Genomic DNA, 16981 nt, shown 5'->3' with positions numbered 1-16981 from the left:
GACTAATTGGTTAGTAGGTTCTGTTACAAACCGAAATGGACGACGACCCAACGACGGACATTCTGGAGGCAACTCATCGCGCCCTCTGCCAGCATGGCTATGCCAACCTCACACTCCACGACATCGCCGCCGAATCAGACAAAAGCAAAGCCACGATTCACTACCATTTCGGCACGAAAGAAGCGCTCTTCTCAGCATTCCTCGACTACCTCTATGACCAGTACACCGCTCAAATTGACGCTGCCAGCGGTGAAACACCCCTCGAACACCTCCACTCGCTGCTGGACACCCTCCTGTGGAACCCGACAGACCTCCCGAAACAGGCATTCCAGACCGCAATTCTGGAGATAAAAGCACAAGCACCGTACAGCGACTCCATTCAAGAACAACTCATCGAATTCGACGCGTATCTCTTCGACCGTTTACAAACAATCATCGAAGCAGGTATCCAAACCCGTGAGTTCAACGACGAAGTCGACCCGTCGACGGCAGCCGATTTCCTCACCACAACGATTAAAGGCGCGCATACGCGCCAGATCGCCGTCAATCATTCTCCTGAACACCTCGTCGACCCCATGACCAATTACATCCAGACCCACTTGCTCGCCGACAACCGAGCGGAGACACCGCCCACATGAGTATCGGAAACCGTATCAGTTCGCTGTTCAAAGGCCGCGAAGAGTTCGACCTAACTACCGGTAGTATCGGGAAGCCGCTGTTCTTCCTGTCGATGCCGATTGTCGTGACGAATCTCTTCCAGACGGCGTACAATCTCGCGGACACGTTCTGGCTGGGCCAGTACAGCACGGACGCACTCGCCGCTATCAGTTTCGCGTTCCCGATGGTGTTCCTGCTCATCTCCCTCGGGATGGGGATTTCCGTTGCGGGCAGCGTGTTGGTCGCCCAGTACACCGGCGCTGGCGAGGAACGACAGGCCGAATTCGCCGCCTCACAGACGATGACGTTCGCCGTGATCGCGTCGGTCCTGTTGGGTGGTGTCGGCTACTTCTTCGTCGGGGACTTCCTCTCCTTGATGGGGGCGTCCACGGACGTCCTGCCGCTGGCCTCCAGCTACATGGAGGTCGTCGCACTCGGCCTGACGTTCATGTTCGGCTTCGCCGTATTCATCGCACTGATGCGCGGCTATGGTGACACGATTACGCCGATGCTCGTGATGTTCGGGTCTGTCGTTTTGAACATCATCATCGACCCGTTCCTCATCTTCGGCTGGTGGGCATTCCCCGAGATGGGTATCCAGGGTGCCGCCGTCGCCACGGTCTTCTCTCGAGCACTCGCGCTCGTCGTCGGGCTGGCCATCATGTTCCGTGGACGCCGTGGTGTCGAAATCCACCTGCGAGATATGGTTCCGGAGTTCGCCTACCTGCGCCGCCTCGCTCGTATCGGCGTACCCGCGTCTATTGAGGGGACTGGGCGTGCGCTCTCAATGAATCTCCTCTTGTTCATCGTCGCGACGTTCTCCGACCCGATCGTCGCAGCATACGGTATCGGGACGCGCGTGTTCTCGGTCATTTTCCTCCCAGCCATCGCGGTCGCACGCGGTGTCGAGACGATGACCGGCCAGAACATCGGCGCGGACAAACCTGATCGCGCCGAACAGGCTGTTACCCTCGCGGCGAAGGTCCTCTTCGGCATTCTTAGCGCGGCTGGCATCATCGTCTTCATCTTCCCTGAACCTATTGTCTCAGTATTCGTCGGCACAGACCAAGCAGCCGCTGGACAGGTCGTCTCGGCTGGCGCACAGTTCCTGCGCTATGTCGCACTCACCTTCGGGTTCATCGGCATCATGCGGGCGTACACCGGGAGCTTCCGCGGTGCCGGCAAGACGCTTACCGCCGCTGCGATTTCGGTGCTGACGCTCGGCGTGATTCGGTTCCCCGTTGCGTGGGTAGCTTCCGGCCCGCTTGCCGAGACCGGCATCTGGCTGTCATTCGCTATCTCGAACGTTGCTGGTGCCATTATCGCGTACGCGTGGTTCCAGCGTGGAACGTGGCGTACTGCTGACCTCACCGAATCGAACGTGGATGTCGACAACCCTGCTGTCGACGTGTCGGCAACCGACGATTAACCGATATGACACCGTCAACAACTCTTTTGGAACGGCGCGGTGAAATTGATCGACGCCTTGAAACAGCGTTAGAACGCGCCGACGAGCATTCCGTAGCATTAGCCGCCTCAACCGTGGACGCGTGTCCAGATCGGTGGTACGGACAGCTGGTAGCGCTCTCGCACGCCGCAATCGCGGACAAACCGGCTTCTGATGCGATACTCTCCGCGTCGGCCGCAGTTGAGTTGCTCCGTGGGTACTGCCGACTGCGCACCGAGCTGCTCATCCAACTTGCCGACAACCGCGCCCATTCGCTGACGGGAGACCCAGCGAACGCGCTGCTGGCAGGAGACTACCTCAACTCGGCGGCCTACACGGCTCTCGCCGAAGCCGGCAACCACCACCTCGAAGACGCTCTCCAGGCGCTCATCGCCGTCTCGGAGTCACTCGTGGACGCATTCGACGCGAAGTACGTCCGATCAGTCGACGACCACTCGTTCCTTGATGACACGGTCGGCAGTATTGGTGAGGGCGCCGCGGTCATCGGCATCACGCTGGCAGGCGGGGATACCACCCGGAAAGAGGACTTTGCGACGCTTGGACGCGGATTCAGTACAGCATATCAGATCCGCCGAATCCTTAATGCAGACAGTGACGGCGCCGTGCCGACGATTGCGCCACCACGGTTCGATACGGCGGCACTCCGTCAGCACGGGGCACGACACTTCAGAGAGGCCACGCATGCTCTCGGCCGACTCAGCGATTCGGCAGATATCGAGCCACTTCGGAACTTCGTGAATACTCTCTGTGATCAGGACAACGGGTTTTAACGCGAAGCTGATGCTAGCAGAACGCACATGAGGGTCTTCTCCTCGCGTGAAAACCGACGGCGCGCGCTCTTCATCCTCGTTGTGGGTGTTGCCAGCCTGGCCGCCCTCTATGTAGCTATCCGTCGATATGCGCCGTTCGTGTTTGATGTCGTTGCACTCCGGACGTGGATCGGCCAGTTTGGTGTGTTCGCGCCGCTCGTCTTTGTTGTGGTTCAGGCCGTTCAGGTGGTTGTCGCGCCAATTCCTGGGCAAGTTGTGGCGCTGGCCTCAGGGTATCTGTTCGGCTCCATTCCGGGGACCATTTACAGTCTTACTGGCGTCCTGATTGGGAGTGCTGTCGCGTTCAGTCTCGCGAAGCGATACGGACGATCGCTTGTCGAAGAGATGCTCCACGAGGACGTGGTAACGAGGTTTGATGGGTTTGTGTCGCGAGTTGGGCTTCCGGGCCTGCTTGCGTTTGTACTCATTCCTGGCCTTCCGGATGACGTAATCTGTTTTCTTGCTGGGCTCACCACGTGGCGCCTCCGGACGTTTATCGCAGTCATCAGTATCGGTCGTCTTCCAGCGTATGTTCTGACGGTCTTTGCGGGCGGTGAATTCGCAGACGGCCAACTAACGAGTGGGCTACTCCTTGTGGGTGTGGTCGTTGCCCTCTCCGCAATCGGCTATCGTAACCAAGACACGATCCAAGACCTCGTCCAACAATTCGAAGCACGCCTCCCATTCTGACACTGGATTCAGCAGTGACGGATTCATCCCACGACTGTAGCCGTGGGTTTTCTCCTGTATCTCGTTTGAGCTACCCACCGCTAAAGCGGTGGGATTCAGCATGGACTCCCGTTCTGGCCGAAATCTCGGCAGGTGATTCATACTCACCGTTCACGTTCACCATCCCGCTGTTCAAGCGCACGCCCAAGGGTGCGCCTTCGTCACCCCCAGTTTGGTTGCGACGAAGATACCGCAAACCGATGTTCTTCGCGGCGTTGTAATCGGCGTGGTTCTCGTAGCCGCACTTCTGACACTCAAACGACGCACTCTCGCGGTTATCAGGGTGCGTGAATCCACAGTGAGAACACCGACGTGACGTGTTCTCTGGGTCCACCTGTTCCACCGCGATGCCGTACTCTGCGGCCTTGTATTCGACGTACTCGTACAGGCGATTGAACGCCCACTTGTGACCCCACGACGCGCCGGTACGTTCACGGATGTTCGTTAAGTCCTCGAACACAATCACCGAACACTCGTGATCACGAACTTCATCCACCAACTCGTTCGCTATCCGGTGAAGTGTCAACTTGAACCGTCCTTCCTCTTTGCGCCCGACAGCCTGCGTATTCTCATGCGCCCAGCGCGTGCCACACTCTTGTAGGTCACCACGTCGCTTCTCGTATTCGCGCCGCCAGTGGTCAAACTCGTCACCCGTCCAGAACGCGCCTGTTGAAGTGACGGCGAGGTTGTTCACGCCGAGGTCAACCCCGAGAACCGTTCCGTTCTCAGTGATTGCCTGTTCCGGCGTGTCAGACTCCATCTCCTTCTTGCAGTGGATGTGAAGTTGCCATTCGCCGTGCTTTCGATGAAGTTCTGCCCCGGTCGTCTCGTACTCGTCGGAGAAAAGGTACTCGGCGTGGGGTGTGTCGCTGTTTTCATCGGGTAGCACGTAGTCGGCTTCGATCCGACCATCCGTGGTGGCGAGAGACACGTAATCGTCGTGGAATGTGGCGGTGCGGTGGTCGTAGACGACGTGCGGTGAAGTCATACGCGGCTTCGACGCCTTCTTGTCGTTTTTCCAGCGTTCAACCACGCTCTTGCAACCTTCAGCGGCTTTGTTACGGGCGTTTTGGACCAACCCCGTATTCAGCGGCGTTTGCTCGCACACGTCGTCGTAGGTTTCGTCTTGGAGCTGACCTTTGCTTGTCGTGACGTATTCGCCTTGGAAAGCGTAGTCAACCACGTACTGTGCCGCGAACAGAAATTCGTCTACGGTGTCGCGGAGAAGTGCGTCGTCATCACTGTCCACGTCAAGCGTGACGGGGACAGTCCGGCGCACTTCCATAGATTAGATGTGATACGGGTGATTTATGAAGCTTAGGGAGTCAGGGTGGCTACGTCTGGTGGTTTGTGGAACGGCGCTTACGGATTCATCCCACGGCTAAAGCCGTGGGGTTTCTCCTGCATTTCTCTAAATCACTCCCGAATTTGATTATTCCTGGAGCGTTCCAATCACTGTAAGGTTGGAAGATGCCAATCGTACGTGACCGCGACTAACCGTATTCCGACAGTCACAACTGCACACGCGCCGGCAGCCGTACTGTCACTCGCGCCGACTACGCCGGTCAACCAATATGCCGCGCCACCCAGAACGGCGCAACTCGCGTAGAAGTCTTCGAAGAGGATGAACGGCACTCTATCAAGCAGTATATCAGCGAATGCTCCGCCGCCGACAGCGTTGATCATCGCGATCGCAACGACACCAAACGCTGAGACACCTGCATCAGTCGCGACGATAGCGCCCGTCGTAGCGAAGGCAGCGAGGCCGATTGCGTCTGCGACGAGCGTGACCGGATGGGTGTCCGGTGACTCTAAGACGACGCTCAGCACCATTGCTAACCCGACGCCGAGTAGTCCCAGTATGATCTCGATTGGGGACTGCAGCATTAACGGCACTCGTGTGACGAGCAGGTCGCGGGTTGCACCACCGACAAACGCCATCGCTAACCCCACGATAGCAATCCCGAACACGTCGAACTCTTCGCGAATCGCCTTCGAAGATCCGACGAGGGCGAACGCTACTAGCCCGATTGTGTTCATCACCGCGAACGGATCGCCGAAGAGAATTGAAATAATGCCCTGGCCCACTGCGCCCACCTATGATAGTGAGTATGTTGAGTGCGACGTATCAATACACTTCCTGTGGCGAACCTTGCTCAGATACCTTGTCCTCGGTTAGATCACCGTAGCTGATGATGTGAAGACACCAAGAGGACGTAGAGGCGCTGGGCTTGCTGCGCCTGTTGGGAACCGCAACACCTACTCGGTCGCTAGTCCATATCTTCTATATGGACCGGCGTCGGTTTCTGAAAACTGCGGGTGGGCTGGTTGGCGTGGCCGGCGTCTCCGGGTGTCTCCGGCGACTCGGGTTCGAGACGCAGTCCGCGTGGCGCGACCCCCCACTTGTCGAAGATCGACCGGATGGTGTCTACCACCCTGCGATTGTTGAAGGGATGGGCGTGTACGAAGCGACGACCATCGATGGTATCGGGGTCGCGTTGATGCACTCGTTCCCCCACCGATTCTGGACGGTGACCGGGACGAACAAAACAAAAGTCGTTGTCTCGTCGAACGACTCGCTACATTTGATGGCGAGCGTCTGGGATGCCAAATCCGAGACGGTGCTCCCGACCGCGGTGTCAGTTGATGTTCGGAATGAGGAGGGTCACGTCTCTACGACGAATCTCTGGTCGATGCTATCCCCAAATATGGGGTTCCACTACGGGGATAATGTGTCACTTTCGGGGAGCGGCGAGTATGAGGCGACAATCCGGATTGCGCCCGTTCAGGCAGCACGGACTAGCCCGTTCAAGGGTCGGTTTACGGAGATGCGGACCGCGCAGTTCCAGTTCACCTTTGAGCCGGCGGAGACGTACGACCTTCCGATTCGTCGGCTCAGTGAGAAGGCAGGCACCCGCGGGACAGTAGACTTGATGCAGATGGATGGCGTGCCAGCTCCGGTCGCGCCACCGAAAGAACGACTTCCCGGACGGCTACTTGGGGAAGCCTCAGCTGACGACGCGCTGTTCTACGCAACTCTCGTTACTGACGAGCAGCGATTTTCGAGAACGGATAGCTCACATCTCGTTGTCTCTCCGCGAACACCCTACAATCACGTTCTCCTGCCGGGGATGTCGCTCTCGATGGCCGTCGAACGCGACGGGAAGACCGTATTGGAAACCGGACTTGATGGTATACTCGACCCCGACCTTGGGTACTACTACGGAGCGACTGCGGATCGCGTCGAGCGCGGTGATACAGTCACAATCGGAATTGAGGCCCCGCCGCAGATGTCTCGCCACGATGGCTACGAAACCGCATTCATGGAGATGACCGCCGTCCAATTCTCGATCTGAAACCTACCAACGAACCCTACCCGAGATACGGGATCGTTGCGCCCGGTAATGAGAGCAGCCAGAGGCTGACGATGGTGTATCCAATCATCACAAGGACGAAAGGATACTGGCTGCGGATGGCGGCGAGCCGGCTTGGGAAGAGGTCGTATGCGGACGCGTGCGCCTCCCAGATGGCGAGTAAGTGGCCTCCGAGCACGAACGCGATGCTGAGGGCAGTGAACCAGTTGGGTGGCGCGAGTACGAGTGGATTCGCAGGCGGTGACAGCGGCGACACCACTGCCATTGTCAGCGCCGGACTCAACGAGACGAGCAGCCCTGCGTAGTGGGCGAGGTGGTATCCAGCCGCGATCGCCAGAAGCGGAGGAGCCAGCCGTAAGGCAATCGAGCGGCTCGTAACGTAGGTATTAGTGAGACGGCGAGCGATGGTACCAGCATACCAGTACGCCGCGAGGAAGACGACGTATCCGATAACGAGGAGAGTCGTATAGGCCAGGACAGCGAGCGGCGTGGCTGGCATCACCGCACTAAGCGGTGACCCAACAATCGTTGTGATGGTCTGTGCGCCGGCTGCCGTCGTGATGAAACCGCTGTACGTGAGCTCCCAGATGAGCGCGATGATGAAGGCGACGTCCGAGGAATCGGTTACGACATCTGATTGCGCGAGGTCGCTCCCCGGGAGTATAATCTCCGCGGACCCGTCACGTAGCTGGATAGGTGCAACGGCACCGTAGAACCGGAAGAGAACCGATATTGGGTCCGCGTGCTCGAACCAGGCGTCGGAGCCGAAGACGACAGCGCCAGCGATGGTGTACAACGAGTACCCGAGAATAGCCGTTGCGAGCACACGCGGAACAGTGCTAACAGGGAAGATGACCTCGACCCATACGAGCGTGAGGACGCCGGCGACGGCTGGCCACCTGCCGAACGAATCGGGGTACTCGTAGAAACCGGTTGGGAGAATCGTTGTAATGGCGCGCCAGGGATTCAGAGCGGGCCATGGGTTGCCGACGAGATACGCAATAACGGGGAGACCGGCGCGAATGCCGACGAATGTGACGAGGACGGTAAGACTAGCCGATGGCAGCTGTGGACCGGTGTACCCGAGGAACACCATGAGACATAGCCCGACCACGGCCAGCGTCTGGCCAAGGACACTAATCCACCGCCGAACCGCGGGCATTCTTGGAAGAGACACAGACTGGGAATGGAGCGAGTAGATGAACGCGCGATCAGTGACGAAGCTCGCAAGTAGTGCCGACGCGCCAATTGTCGCACCGCCCGTCGCTAAGTACAGCCATCGAGGGATAGCGAGCGCCTCACGTGGTTGCTTGGAGAGGGTCATCCCGTTCGCGGCGGCGACACTATCGGCGAGAACGGTCAGTATCGCTATCCAAGCCAGTACTTGCGCGCCGAAGCGGATGCCAAACGACGGCGTCGCGTTCGAATTGGTGTCTGCTGGAGTGGTCGTCTTCGGCGTTGGTTCGTCTGCAGTAGAGCTCTCGGCGCTAGATGGCATAGATGGCATAGAGGAACAGGAAGACGAAGTACACTGCGACGATACACGCGAGGGCCCGCAGCCGAAACGAATTGAGGGCGTCGCGTTCGTTCGCTCGCGCATCGTGGAAGGCGGTTCGTTCAGCCTCAGTGAGGTCTGACCAGTGGTTGAGGCCCTTGTGGAGAGTGAGGCGGTTCTCAGTCGGGAACGGCTCATCACAGTACTGGCAGACCGCTGGGGAATCGCCTGGTGGAACGGCTGATTGAACAGTGGACATACCCTCGATAGATCACGTTGTGCTACCGTACCTCCGCTTGAAATGGTTCTGCTTCTCGCCTGGCAGCCTTGACATCCTTCCCGATTTGACGGGCGGGGGATCCCGGCCGTCGTTGGGATATTGTTGGTCACGCTTTGTAATCAGTCCTCGTGGGGGCGAAACAGCCATCACGACGGTTGAATGACATCCTCCGCGCCGTAAACAGCGCGGTTTCCTCCGTGGGAGTCTCGGCTATGCCGATTCCCCGGACGCAACATTCCCGTTGTGGTGGACGGTACTCGGGTCTGTGCGCTGTTCTTTGGGACGATGAGAGTGTGATATCTCCAGCCATTCGTGGCTGTCCCACTGGAACCGCACGGGCCGTGCCATCGGCCTGACTGCTTTCTCTGTATGCCGCGTCAGGAACGTTTCTGACGCCGTAAGATCGGCGTGCCCCTCGAACCCACATGGACAGGTGAGTGTGTCCTGATGCCGTGTCGTTCGGTCTGCCGAGCCGCATTGCGGGCACTCCTGACTGGTCCACGCTTCCGACCGCACCTCGACCGAGATACCGTATTCCTCGGCGGTGCAGACCAGTCGCTCGGTGAATCTCTTGAATGCCCAGAAGTTGTGGGTCTTGGCGTTGGTTTCGACCGACCAGTGCGTTTCGAGTACGTCGGTCAAACCACCGATATACACCGTGTCCACGCCCTCGCCATACAGTCGTTCGAGCAGGTCACGACACAGTGCTTCTTGTGCGTGGTCGCGGCGACGAGTCCGTTTCCGATACAGTCGCCGGATGCGCTCGCTACTGTATCGGCCTTCCCGTAGCTTGGACTGTAACCGGGCGATTTCTCGCGTCGTCTCGCGGAACCGCTGGAACAACTCGCGGCCGTCGTAGAGGTATTGCTCGCCGGTCGTCGTGGTACAAGCGACGAGATTGTTCGCACCAATATCCAGAGCGGCCGTCTCTGAGGCCAGTGGAGTGTCCCGTGCATCATCAGACACAGTCACGGGTTGCGAAGCCCGGAAGGTGCAATCAGTCTCGTCGTACCACAATTCCAACCGGCTCTGATCTTCGTAGTCAGGCCAATTCGGGTCGCCAACGATTTCGAGCCGAAGACGGCTTTTCGGGCTGTTGTGCCTATCACGGAGTTCTTTTCCGACGACCATCTCAAGTCGAGAACGGTCGCCCCATTCGACGGTGTAGGCATCCTTTCGGACAACGCCTTTGAGAACACGTCCGTCGTCCTCGTTACCACGGAACCCCGGCGGTTCCGGGTGTTCCGTGACCGACGTGTTCGATTCGTCGTGATACGCCTTCTTGTTCTCGAAGAACCCGCGCCACGCTTCGGTGTTTGCTCGCCGGACAGTTTGAGCGGTAGACGCACCGAGAACGCCTTTGTATTTGCCTTCGAGAGCGCCGGTATCGGCGTCCCACACGTCTTCGCCCTCGAAGCCGTCCTCGTCGTTATAGCGCATGAGGCGCTGGTAGTTAATCTCGTTCCAGAGAGCGGCGGAAGCGTCCAACAGGTCGCGTAGCACCTGCTCACCATCGTCGGTGAGTGGTCGAACGGCGAACGTGTTGGTGCGCTTCATCCAAAGTATAATCAGTCCTGATGTCTAATAAGTCCAACGATGAGGCCAAACATCGACATTGACTGGGCAATCCACGGACGAATCAAAGACTACGCAGAAGCGAACGACCTGAACCTCTCGGAAGCCTATGCAGAAGTGTTAAAAGCTGGTCTGGAAGCGTTGGAGACTCAAGACTAGCAGTGACGTGGCGGTTTCTCACCGGAGCGTACGCGATTCACTCCCGCCCTGTTCGCTCCTCGGTTCCGACTAAGCGTCGGAACGCTCGTCACTCACGGGAAGGGCGGGATTCTCTCGCTGAATCAAGATAGAATGCCGCCACACCAACACTATGCTTTCTGATCGGCTCCGCCCAAAAAATAACTAGAGGATTGATTCCGTCCATGTGTGCCCACATTCGCTACATTCGAAGAAATGGACTGCCTCCTCATCGACGGTCCCTTTCCCCGTCGTTTGTGCTAACGCGAATCCACATTCTGGGCAGTCGGACACAGCCACTACCTGTCGTTCGGGGAGCGACACGAAAAAACTGAATGGCCGCTTATGATAGATACCTGTCCGTTCTCACGCAGCCATAACGTACGGCCTACGGTACCGAAGTATCGGATGTCATGACACCCTCAATTAGGCTCGTTCATTTGGGCGAGCGTTGGAGTGTGTTGTTCGGGTGACTGCAATCCGGCAAACAAGCGTCACGAGCACGGCTATTGCGACTCGCGTAACGGTCGCCAGTGAGAGGCTTGCGAGTGAAGCCAGCGTGGTCGTCAATAAGAACATGACGACAACAGGTAGCACCCAGCTGACGGCCAGCATCCATGGCGTAGCGAACCCACGGAGGCGGCCAGCGCCAGTCTGGAATTCCGCGACGGCATCGTCGCGGAGTATCCAACCGGCGATCGCGAGGAACGCAAACAGGCCAATCGTCAGCATCACGTCGACGACTGGGCCGGAGACGAACCGGAACATTGGTCCGGCAAGTGCTAACCCACTGCCAGTCACCGCAATCATCAGCGTCATGAGCAGCGTTGCCCGTCGCCGGGACATCCCATAGTTGTCGACGAGCGTCGCAACGGGGGTTTCGAGCAAACTGATGCCGCTTGTTACAGCTGCGAGCAGGACGGTGAAGAAGAAGACGGTTGCAACGAGGGCGCCGCCGGGCAGCGAACCGAACGCAGTTGCGAGTGCAACGAACAGCGCGCCAGGGCCGCCCTGTCCGGGGCTGATCCCCTGGGAGAACAACAACGGCAGAACAACGAGCCCGGCTAGGACACCGATGACCGTGTTCGAAATCGCGATAACGAGCGTGTCACGCGGGAGAGAAACCTCCTCGTCAAGGTATGAGGCGTACGTAAGCATCGCGCCGGCACCTAACGAGAGCGTGAATAATGCCTGTCCAGCTGCCGGGCCGAGGACGTCGAAGAAGTGTGCCGCGAGATAGTTGCCATCGAAGTCCAGATAGAAGGCATAGCCAGCAGCGGTGTTGGGCTGAGTGGCTGTCCAGACGGCGAGGCCACCAAGTAACACGACGACTGCGGGAAGCATAATTTTCGAGACGCGTTCGATCCCCCGACTCACGCCGAAATAGACGATGATGGCGACAATCGTGAGAAACAGCAAGTGGAACCCAACTGCCGGCAGGCCGTGGCTTGCGTGGCTAAAGTACTGCTGGGGCTGCGTGAAATATACGCCGGTCGGTGACAGTAATGTGTATCTGAGAATCCAGCCGCCGACGACCGAGTAAAACGACAGCATTACGACGGTTGTGATGACGTTGAACGCGCCCAGTGGCGTCCCCCATCGAGAGCCGATGAGCGAGCGGAGCGCACCGATTGGGGTTTGGCGGCCACGTCGTCCAAGCACGAGTTCAGCGAGCAACCCGGGAACACCAACGCCAACGACGAGCAGCAAGTACATTACGAGGAAGGCGCTGCCGCCGTTTTCGGCAGTCAACCACGGAAACCGCCAGATGTTCCCCAAGCCGGCTGCGCTGCCGACGGCTGCAAGCATGAATCCCACGTTCGAAACCCACGAATCACGATCCATCAGTGTACATAACTGGCTCCTGTAGCAGGAAGTTCGTGTCGATTCAGTCGCTTAGAAGAACCTTAGATATCAGCACACCGCACCCAGATCAAGTTAGTTTGGTTCCGATCCAGAGAAGAACTAGAATGGGAAGCAACGGTAGGAGTAGAACTCCCAATGCCGTAGCGATCAGATACCCGACGACGCTCATCTCAGCGTTCGAGTAATCCGTTCGACGACGACTTACAGCGGTACTGTTCAGATAAGGTCTGAAGGATGAGGCGGTCTAAGATGTGAGTGGCTAATGCTCGATCCTGACCGCCTCACCGGGAGTATCGGCCAGATCGAGTTAGAGTTTGTGGAGCGAGAGGCGACACCGGAGCCGCTGATGAAGCTCAGTATCCACCTCCATTCGGCTGGACTATCACTTTCAGATACTATCTCAGTCTTAGATAGTTTCGGTGTCGAACGAGCTCGATCCACCGTTCACAACTGGGTGCAGAAAGCCGATCTACAGCCCACGTCAGGACGCGATCCGGATCACGTCGCGCTTGACGAAACCGTGATCCAACTCGACAACGAACAATACTGGCTGTACGCTGCTGTCGATCCCGAAACCAATGAATTCCTGCACGTGAAGCTGTTTCCGACACGAAACACTGCACTCACAAAGCTGTTCGTGCAGGAGCTTACCGAGAAACACGACGTCGAAGACAGCCTGTTTCTCATCGATATCGCACCGTGGTTGAAGACGGCACTGCACGATTTCAACCTCCGGTTCCAGACCGAATCAAACGGGAATCGGAATGCCGTCGAACGTGTTTTCAAAGAACTAAAACGTCGGACGAAACAGTTTGCAAATCATTTCAAACACGCCGAAGCTGAGACCGCCGAAAATTGGCTGCAAACCTTCGCCTTCACATGGAATCAGCTAATCTGAACAGTGCTGGTCAAATCAAGAGGAGAGTTGAAGACTGACTACAATACGTGTAGATTCAGGTGTGAGTGGTAATAACTAGCTGCTTAGTGCCCGCCCGAAACAGCATGTAGACCAACGATCCCGACGACAATCACACCGATGAATGATATGCGGGCGAGAGCGGCGGGTTCATCAAATAGAATGATTCCAAGCGTGGCCGTCCCGACTGCACCGATACCTGTCCAGACAGCATATGCTGTCCCGATTGGGAGGTCTTTGACTGCTTGTGCCAACAGTACCATACTGATGACGAGGGCGACAACAGTGCCGACCGTTGGCACTGGTTTCGTGAGTCCGTCCGAATATTCAAGTCCGACTGCCCAGCCGATTTCGAACAGGCCTGCGAGTATGAGAATATACCACGACATTACAGCTTCGCCTACCTATCCAATCAGTCTATAGCTTCTGCTATCCATCAGACAAGACAGATTTAGCCATATCTATCCGTTTTACCGATGGTGCGACGCTCGGTTTAAATCTCATCTGAACCCGGATGTCCTACTTCTACCGAATCCAACAGAGACAGTATTGGCTTATTAGAAGCGGGTTGATGGCTGGGCCTGACGTGGCAGTGAGCGTTCATACTTTTTACAGGGCTCGTCAGGGGGTAGTAATACCAGGTGAACTAGAATATTCGCTACCCCGGCACTGTCTAGTTGAGTTAGTTTGAGAAGTGAGCAGGTCGTTGAGTAACTTGTTCAGAGATGCTCGCAGACCTGCTCAGTGAGAGCTATGCGGCGGATTTAGAAGAATCTTGGGAGAATGAGCGGACGGCGACGCCCGTTAGGGCGTTCGCCGTCCGCCTCCACCAGACCGGTTGTTCGCTCCGCGAGACAACAACGATCTTAGCGGAATTAGGCGTTGAACGCTCGCATGGAGCGGTTTGGAACTGGGTACATCGGCTAGCTGACAGCGACTGCGACCCGCCTGAGGCGCAGCCGAAGCGGGTCGCCGTTGACGAGACTGCTGTCAAGATTAACGGTGAGTGGTCTTGGTTGTATGCTGCAATAGACATCGACACAAAATTGATCCTGGATGTCGCGTTATTTGGGCGGCATGGCACTGATCCAGCGGCTGCATTTCTGCAGAAACTCCAAGAGAAATATGATCTCTCGGAGGCTGAGTTTCTCGTCGATCAATTCGGTTATCGGACTGCCCTTGCTCGATTAGGATTGAGCGGTCGGGTCAACTATACCGACCGAAACCTCATCGAAAAGTGGTTTCACACGCTCAAAATGCGGGTCGACCGCTTCCATAACTCGTGGGTGGGCAGTCGGTCAAGCGTCCGAGAGTGGCTTGAACAGTTCATGCATTACTACAACTGCCACAGACCGCATCAAGGTCTTGATGGCAGAACGCCGATCGAGGAGGTCCAGAACTAGACAGTGCCTTCCAACGATCTATATCTCTATCCAAACATATCATTTAAAAAATATATATGGCGGTCCGGGTGCTACGTAGAACTGTGATGAACGAAACGACCCAACTCCGTGTGATGGACTTCGACTGCCCGACCTGCGCGAGCACCGTTGAACGCGCCCTCTCGAACGTCGACGGCGTCCAGAATGTGGAAGTCCACTACACGACCGGCCGAGTCGAGATCGAGTACGACGACGACGTCGCTGACCCCGACGCCTTCGCACAGGCCATCGAAAACCAGGGCTACACGCCCCAGCCCGCCTAGATCAATGAACGCACAAACGATAACACAGTACTACCGGAAGAACCGGAAAGCCATCGTTACGGCATCCAGCGGCCTGCTCTACGGTGGCGGCTGGAGCCTCGGCCACTTCACCGGCTTCGATACCGCGAGTGCCGGTATTCTCATCCTCGCGGCGATCATCGGCGGCTACGACATCGCCAAAACCGCCTACTACGAGGTCACCAACCGAACGCTCGGCATCAAGACGCTCGTGACCTTGGCGGCCATTGGTGCCATCGTCATCGGCGAATACTGGGAAGCTGCCGCCGTCGTCTTCCTGTTCAGCCTCGGCAGCTACCTAGAAGGCCGGACGATGCGGAAGACCCGGACGGCACTCCAGGAACTTCTGGAGATGACGCCCGACACGGCGACCGTCCGTCGCGACGGAGACCTCCAAGAAGTACCTGCCCGCGACGTCGAGGAGGGTGAAGTTGTCATCGTGAAACCGGGCGGCAAGATTCCGGTCGATGGGAGCGTCGTCGATGGCGAGAGTGCCGTCAATCAGGCCCCGGTCACCGGCGAGAGCGCGCCCGTTCACAAGGCCGACGGTGACGAAGTCTACGCGGGGACGGTCAACCAGGAAGGCGCACTGGAGGTCCGGACGACGGGTGCGGGCTCGGATACGACGCTCGAGCGCATCATCCGCCGCGTCGAGGAGGCCCAGGAGGCCCAGTCGCCCACGGAGAGTCTCATCGACCGGTTCGCGAAGTACTACACCCCAGCCGTCATCGTGCTCGCAATCGGCGCGTACGCAGTCACGCAGAACGCGATCCTGTCGCTCACCTTGCTGGTCATCGGCTGTCCGGGCGCGCTGGTCATCGGACCGCCGGTCAGTATCGTCTCGGCCATCGGGAACGCCGCCCGGTCGGGCGTCCTGATGAAAGGTGGCGAACACCTCGAACGTGCCGGCAAGATCGACCTCGTTGCCTTCGACAAGACCGGCACCCTCACGAAAGGTGAGACCACCGTCGCCGGTATCGAGGGGTTCGGCGTCGACGACGACGAGGTAATCTCGCTCGCGGCGACTGCCGAGAAGAAAAGTGAACACCACCTCGCCGACGCCATCGTCGACGCAGCACGCGATCGTCCGACCGCCGCAACCGATGGCGGAACTGCGATCGCCCATTCCGATGCCGCGAGCGCCGAACACCGGTCGGTTCCGGATCCGGATGACTTCGACGTGGTCGCCGGCAAGGGTGTCGTCGCCCATACGGACGGCCACGAGGTCGTCGTTGGGAACCGGGCGCTGCTCGACGACCGCAGCATCGACATCCCGGATCACATCGCCGAGTACGTCCGTGGCCGCGAGGAACGCGGTGAGACGGTCGTCCACGTCGTGCGAGACGGCAGCATCATCGGCGTGATCGCGATGCGCGACGAACTTCGAGAGGCCGCTCCTGGCGTCGTAGCGGCGCTTCAAGATGCCGGCATCGAGACGGTGATGCTCACCGGCGACAACGAGCGGACGGCAAGTGCCGTCGCAGGGGAGGTGGGCATCGACGAGTACCGCGCCGAACTCCTTCCCGAGGACAAACAGACCGTCATCGAAGAATACCAGGCCGACGGCCACGTCGTTGCGATGGTCGGCGATGGCATCAACGACGCGCCGTCGCTGGCGACCGCCGACGTCGGTATCGCGATGGGCGCTGCCGGCACAGACACCGCCATCGAGACGGCGGACATGGCGCTGATGGCCGACGACCTGGAACGCATCCCGTACGCGGTCGCACTCAGTAAGGCGACGCGCTGGAACGTCCTCGAGAACGTCGGGCTCGCGGTGCTGACCGTGACCGTCCTGCTCGCTGGCGTGCTCACCAGTTACGTCACGCTCGCCGCCGGGATGCTCGTCCACGAAGCCAGCGTTCTCCTCGTCATCCTCAACGGGATGCGACTGCTCCGACACTAATCACCA

The 16981-nt window shown here is 58.2% G+C and carries 17 protein-coding genes; 10 read left to right on the top strand and 7 right to left on the bottom strand.

All coding sequences use genetic code 11. The features are described from left to right. The first annotated feature begins 35 nt into the window (after positions 1-35). From ABSL23_RS16575 to ABSL23_RS16560, 4 genes are read left to right on the top strand one after another with little or no spacing between them, the layout of a single operon-like run. Complete coding sequence (locus ABSL23_RS16575; protein WP_353635459.1) at positions 36-638, top strand: TetR/AcrR family transcriptional regulator; 603 nt, start codon at positions 36-38, stop codon at positions 636-638. Continuing rightward, complete coding sequence (locus ABSL23_RS16570) at positions 635-2086, top strand: MATE family efflux transporter (protein ID WP_353635458.1); 1452 nt, start codon at positions 635-637, stop codon at positions 2084-2086. The genes ABSL23_RS16575 and ABSL23_RS16570 overlap by 4 nt, the downstream gene beginning before the upstream one ends. A gap of 5 nt (positions 2087-2091) precedes the next feature. Next, on the top strand, positions 2092-2895 hold the full coding sequence (locus ABSL23_RS16565) for a polyprenyl synthetase (protein ID WP_353635457.1): 804 nt from the start codon (positions 2092-2094) through the stop codon (positions 2893-2895). Positions 2896-2922: 27 nt separating this feature from the next. Further along, on the top strand, positions 2923-3624 hold the full coding sequence (locus tag ABSL23_RS16560; protein WP_353635456.1) for a TVP38/TMEM64 family protein: 702 nt from the start codon (positions 2923-2925) through the stop codon (positions 3622-3624). Positions 3625-3694: 70 nt separating this feature from the next. Here the strand turns inward: ABSL23_RS16560 and ABSL23_RS16555 are convergent, their stop codons facing one another. Both ABSL23_RS16555 and ABSL23_RS16550 read right to left on the bottom strand, forming a co-directional pair. Beyond that, positions 3695-4948, bottom strand: a complete 1254-nt coding sequence (locus ABSL23_RS16555) for a transposase (protein WP_353635455.1) — start codon at positions 4946-4948, stop codon at positions 3695-3697. A gap of 167 nt (positions 4949-5115) precedes the next feature. Continuing rightward, positions 5116-5751: a TRIC cation channel family protein gene (locus tag ABSL23_RS16550; RefSeq protein WP_353635454.1), complete on the bottom strand. Its 636-nt coding sequence runs from the start codon at positions 5749-5751 to the stop codon at positions 5116-5118. A gap of 200 nt (positions 5752-5951) precedes the next feature. Here ABSL23_RS16550 and ABSL23_RS16545 point away from each other — a divergent pair, with 200 nt between their 5' ends. Then, positions 5952-7019 carry an iron transporter gene (locus tag ABSL23_RS16545; RefSeq protein ID WP_353635453.1) on the top strand — a complete coding sequence of 356 codons (1068 nt, stop codon included), beginning with the start codon at positions 5952-5954 and terminating at the stop codon, positions 7017-7019. Positions 7020-7035: 16 nt separating this feature from the next. Here the strand turns inward: ABSL23_RS16545 and ABSL23_RS16540 are convergent, their stop codons facing one another. The 3 genes from ABSL23_RS16540 to ABSL23_RS16530 form a co-directional block, all read right to left on the bottom strand. Beyond that, positions 7036-8544, bottom strand: coding sequence for a hypothetical protein (locus ABSL23_RS16540; protein ID WP_353635452.1), 1509 nt, complete (start codon positions 8542-8544; stop codon positions 7036-7038). Then, on the bottom strand, positions 8525-8791 hold the full coding sequence (locus ABSL23_RS16535) for a DNA-binding protein (RefSeq protein ID WP_353635451.1): 267 nt from the start codon (positions 8789-8791) through the stop codon (positions 8525-8527). Before ABSL23_RS16535 ends, ABSL23_RS16540 begins: the two co-directional genes overlap by 20 nt. 231 nt (positions 8792-9022) lie before the next feature. Next, positions 9023-10369 (bottom strand): transposase, encoded by a 1347-nt coding sequence (locus ABSL23_RS16530; protein ID WP_353635450.1) that lies wholly within the window; start codon positions 10367-10369, stop codon positions 9023-9025. A 39-nt stretch (positions 10370-10408) separates the two neighbouring features. On the opposite strand from ABSL23_RS16530, the gene ABSL23_RS16525 reads away from it, so the two are divergent. Next, entirely contained in the window at positions 10409-10546 is a 138-nt protein-coding gene (locus tag ABSL23_RS16525) for a hypothetical protein (RefSeq protein WP_353635449.1), read from the top strand. 444 nt (positions 10547-10990) lie between these two features. Here the strand turns inward: ABSL23_RS16525 and ABSL23_RS16520 are convergent, their stop codons facing one another. Further along, positions 10991-12412 carry a sodium-dependent transporter gene (locus tag ABSL23_RS16520; RefSeq protein WP_353635550.1) on the bottom strand — a complete coding sequence of 474 codons (1422 nt, stop codon included), beginning with the start codon at positions 12410-12412 and terminating at the stop codon, positions 10991-10993. Between the two features lie 280 nt (positions 12413-12692). On the opposite strand from ABSL23_RS16520, the gene ABSL23_RS16515 reads away from it, so the two are divergent. Beyond that, positions 12693-13328, top strand: coding sequence for an IS6 family transposase (locus ABSL23_RS16515; RefSeq protein WP_353635448.1), 636 nt, complete (start codon positions 12693-12695; stop codon positions 13326-13328). An 83-nt stretch (positions 13329-13411) separates the two neighbouring features. Here the strand turns inward: ABSL23_RS16515 and sugE are convergent, their stop codons facing one another. Continuing rightward, the gene (gene sugE / locus ABSL23_RS16510) at positions 13412-13735 is read right to left on the bottom strand and encodes a quaternary ammonium compound efflux SMR transporter SugE (RefSeq protein WP_353635447.1); all 324 of its coding nucleotides are present in this window, start codon (positions 13733-13735) and stop codon (positions 13412-13414) included. Between the two features lie 336 nt (positions 13736-14071). Here sugE and ABSL23_RS16505 point away from each other — a divergent pair, with 336 nt between their 5' ends. From ABSL23_RS16505 to ABSL23_RS16495, 3 genes are all read left to right on the top strand, one after another. Next, entirely contained in the window at positions 14072-14749 is a 678-nt protein-coding gene (locus tag ABSL23_RS16505; protein WP_353633501.1) for an IS6 family transposase, read from the top strand. Between the two features lie 86 nt (positions 14750-14835). Continuing rightward, entirely contained in the window at positions 14836-15051 is a 216-nt protein-coding gene (locus tag ABSL23_RS16500; protein ID WP_089769846.1) for a heavy metal-associated domain-containing protein, read from the top strand. A 4-nt stretch (positions 15052-15055) separates the two neighbouring features. After that, positions 15056-16975, top strand: coding sequence for a cation-translocating P-type ATPase (locus ABSL23_RS16495; protein WP_353635446.1), 1920 nt, complete (start codon positions 15056-15058; stop codon positions 16973-16975). Positions 16976-16981 lie beyond the last annotated feature (6 nt).

The organism is Halobacterium sp. NMX12-1 (assembly GCF_040435975.1).
GTDB lineage: Archaea > Halobacteriota > Halobacteria > Halobacteriales > Halobacteriaceae > Halobacterium > Halobacterium hubeiense.
The sequence above is the reverse complement of the archived record's forward strand: the minus strand, read 5'-3'. Positions and strand labels throughout refer to the sequence as shown.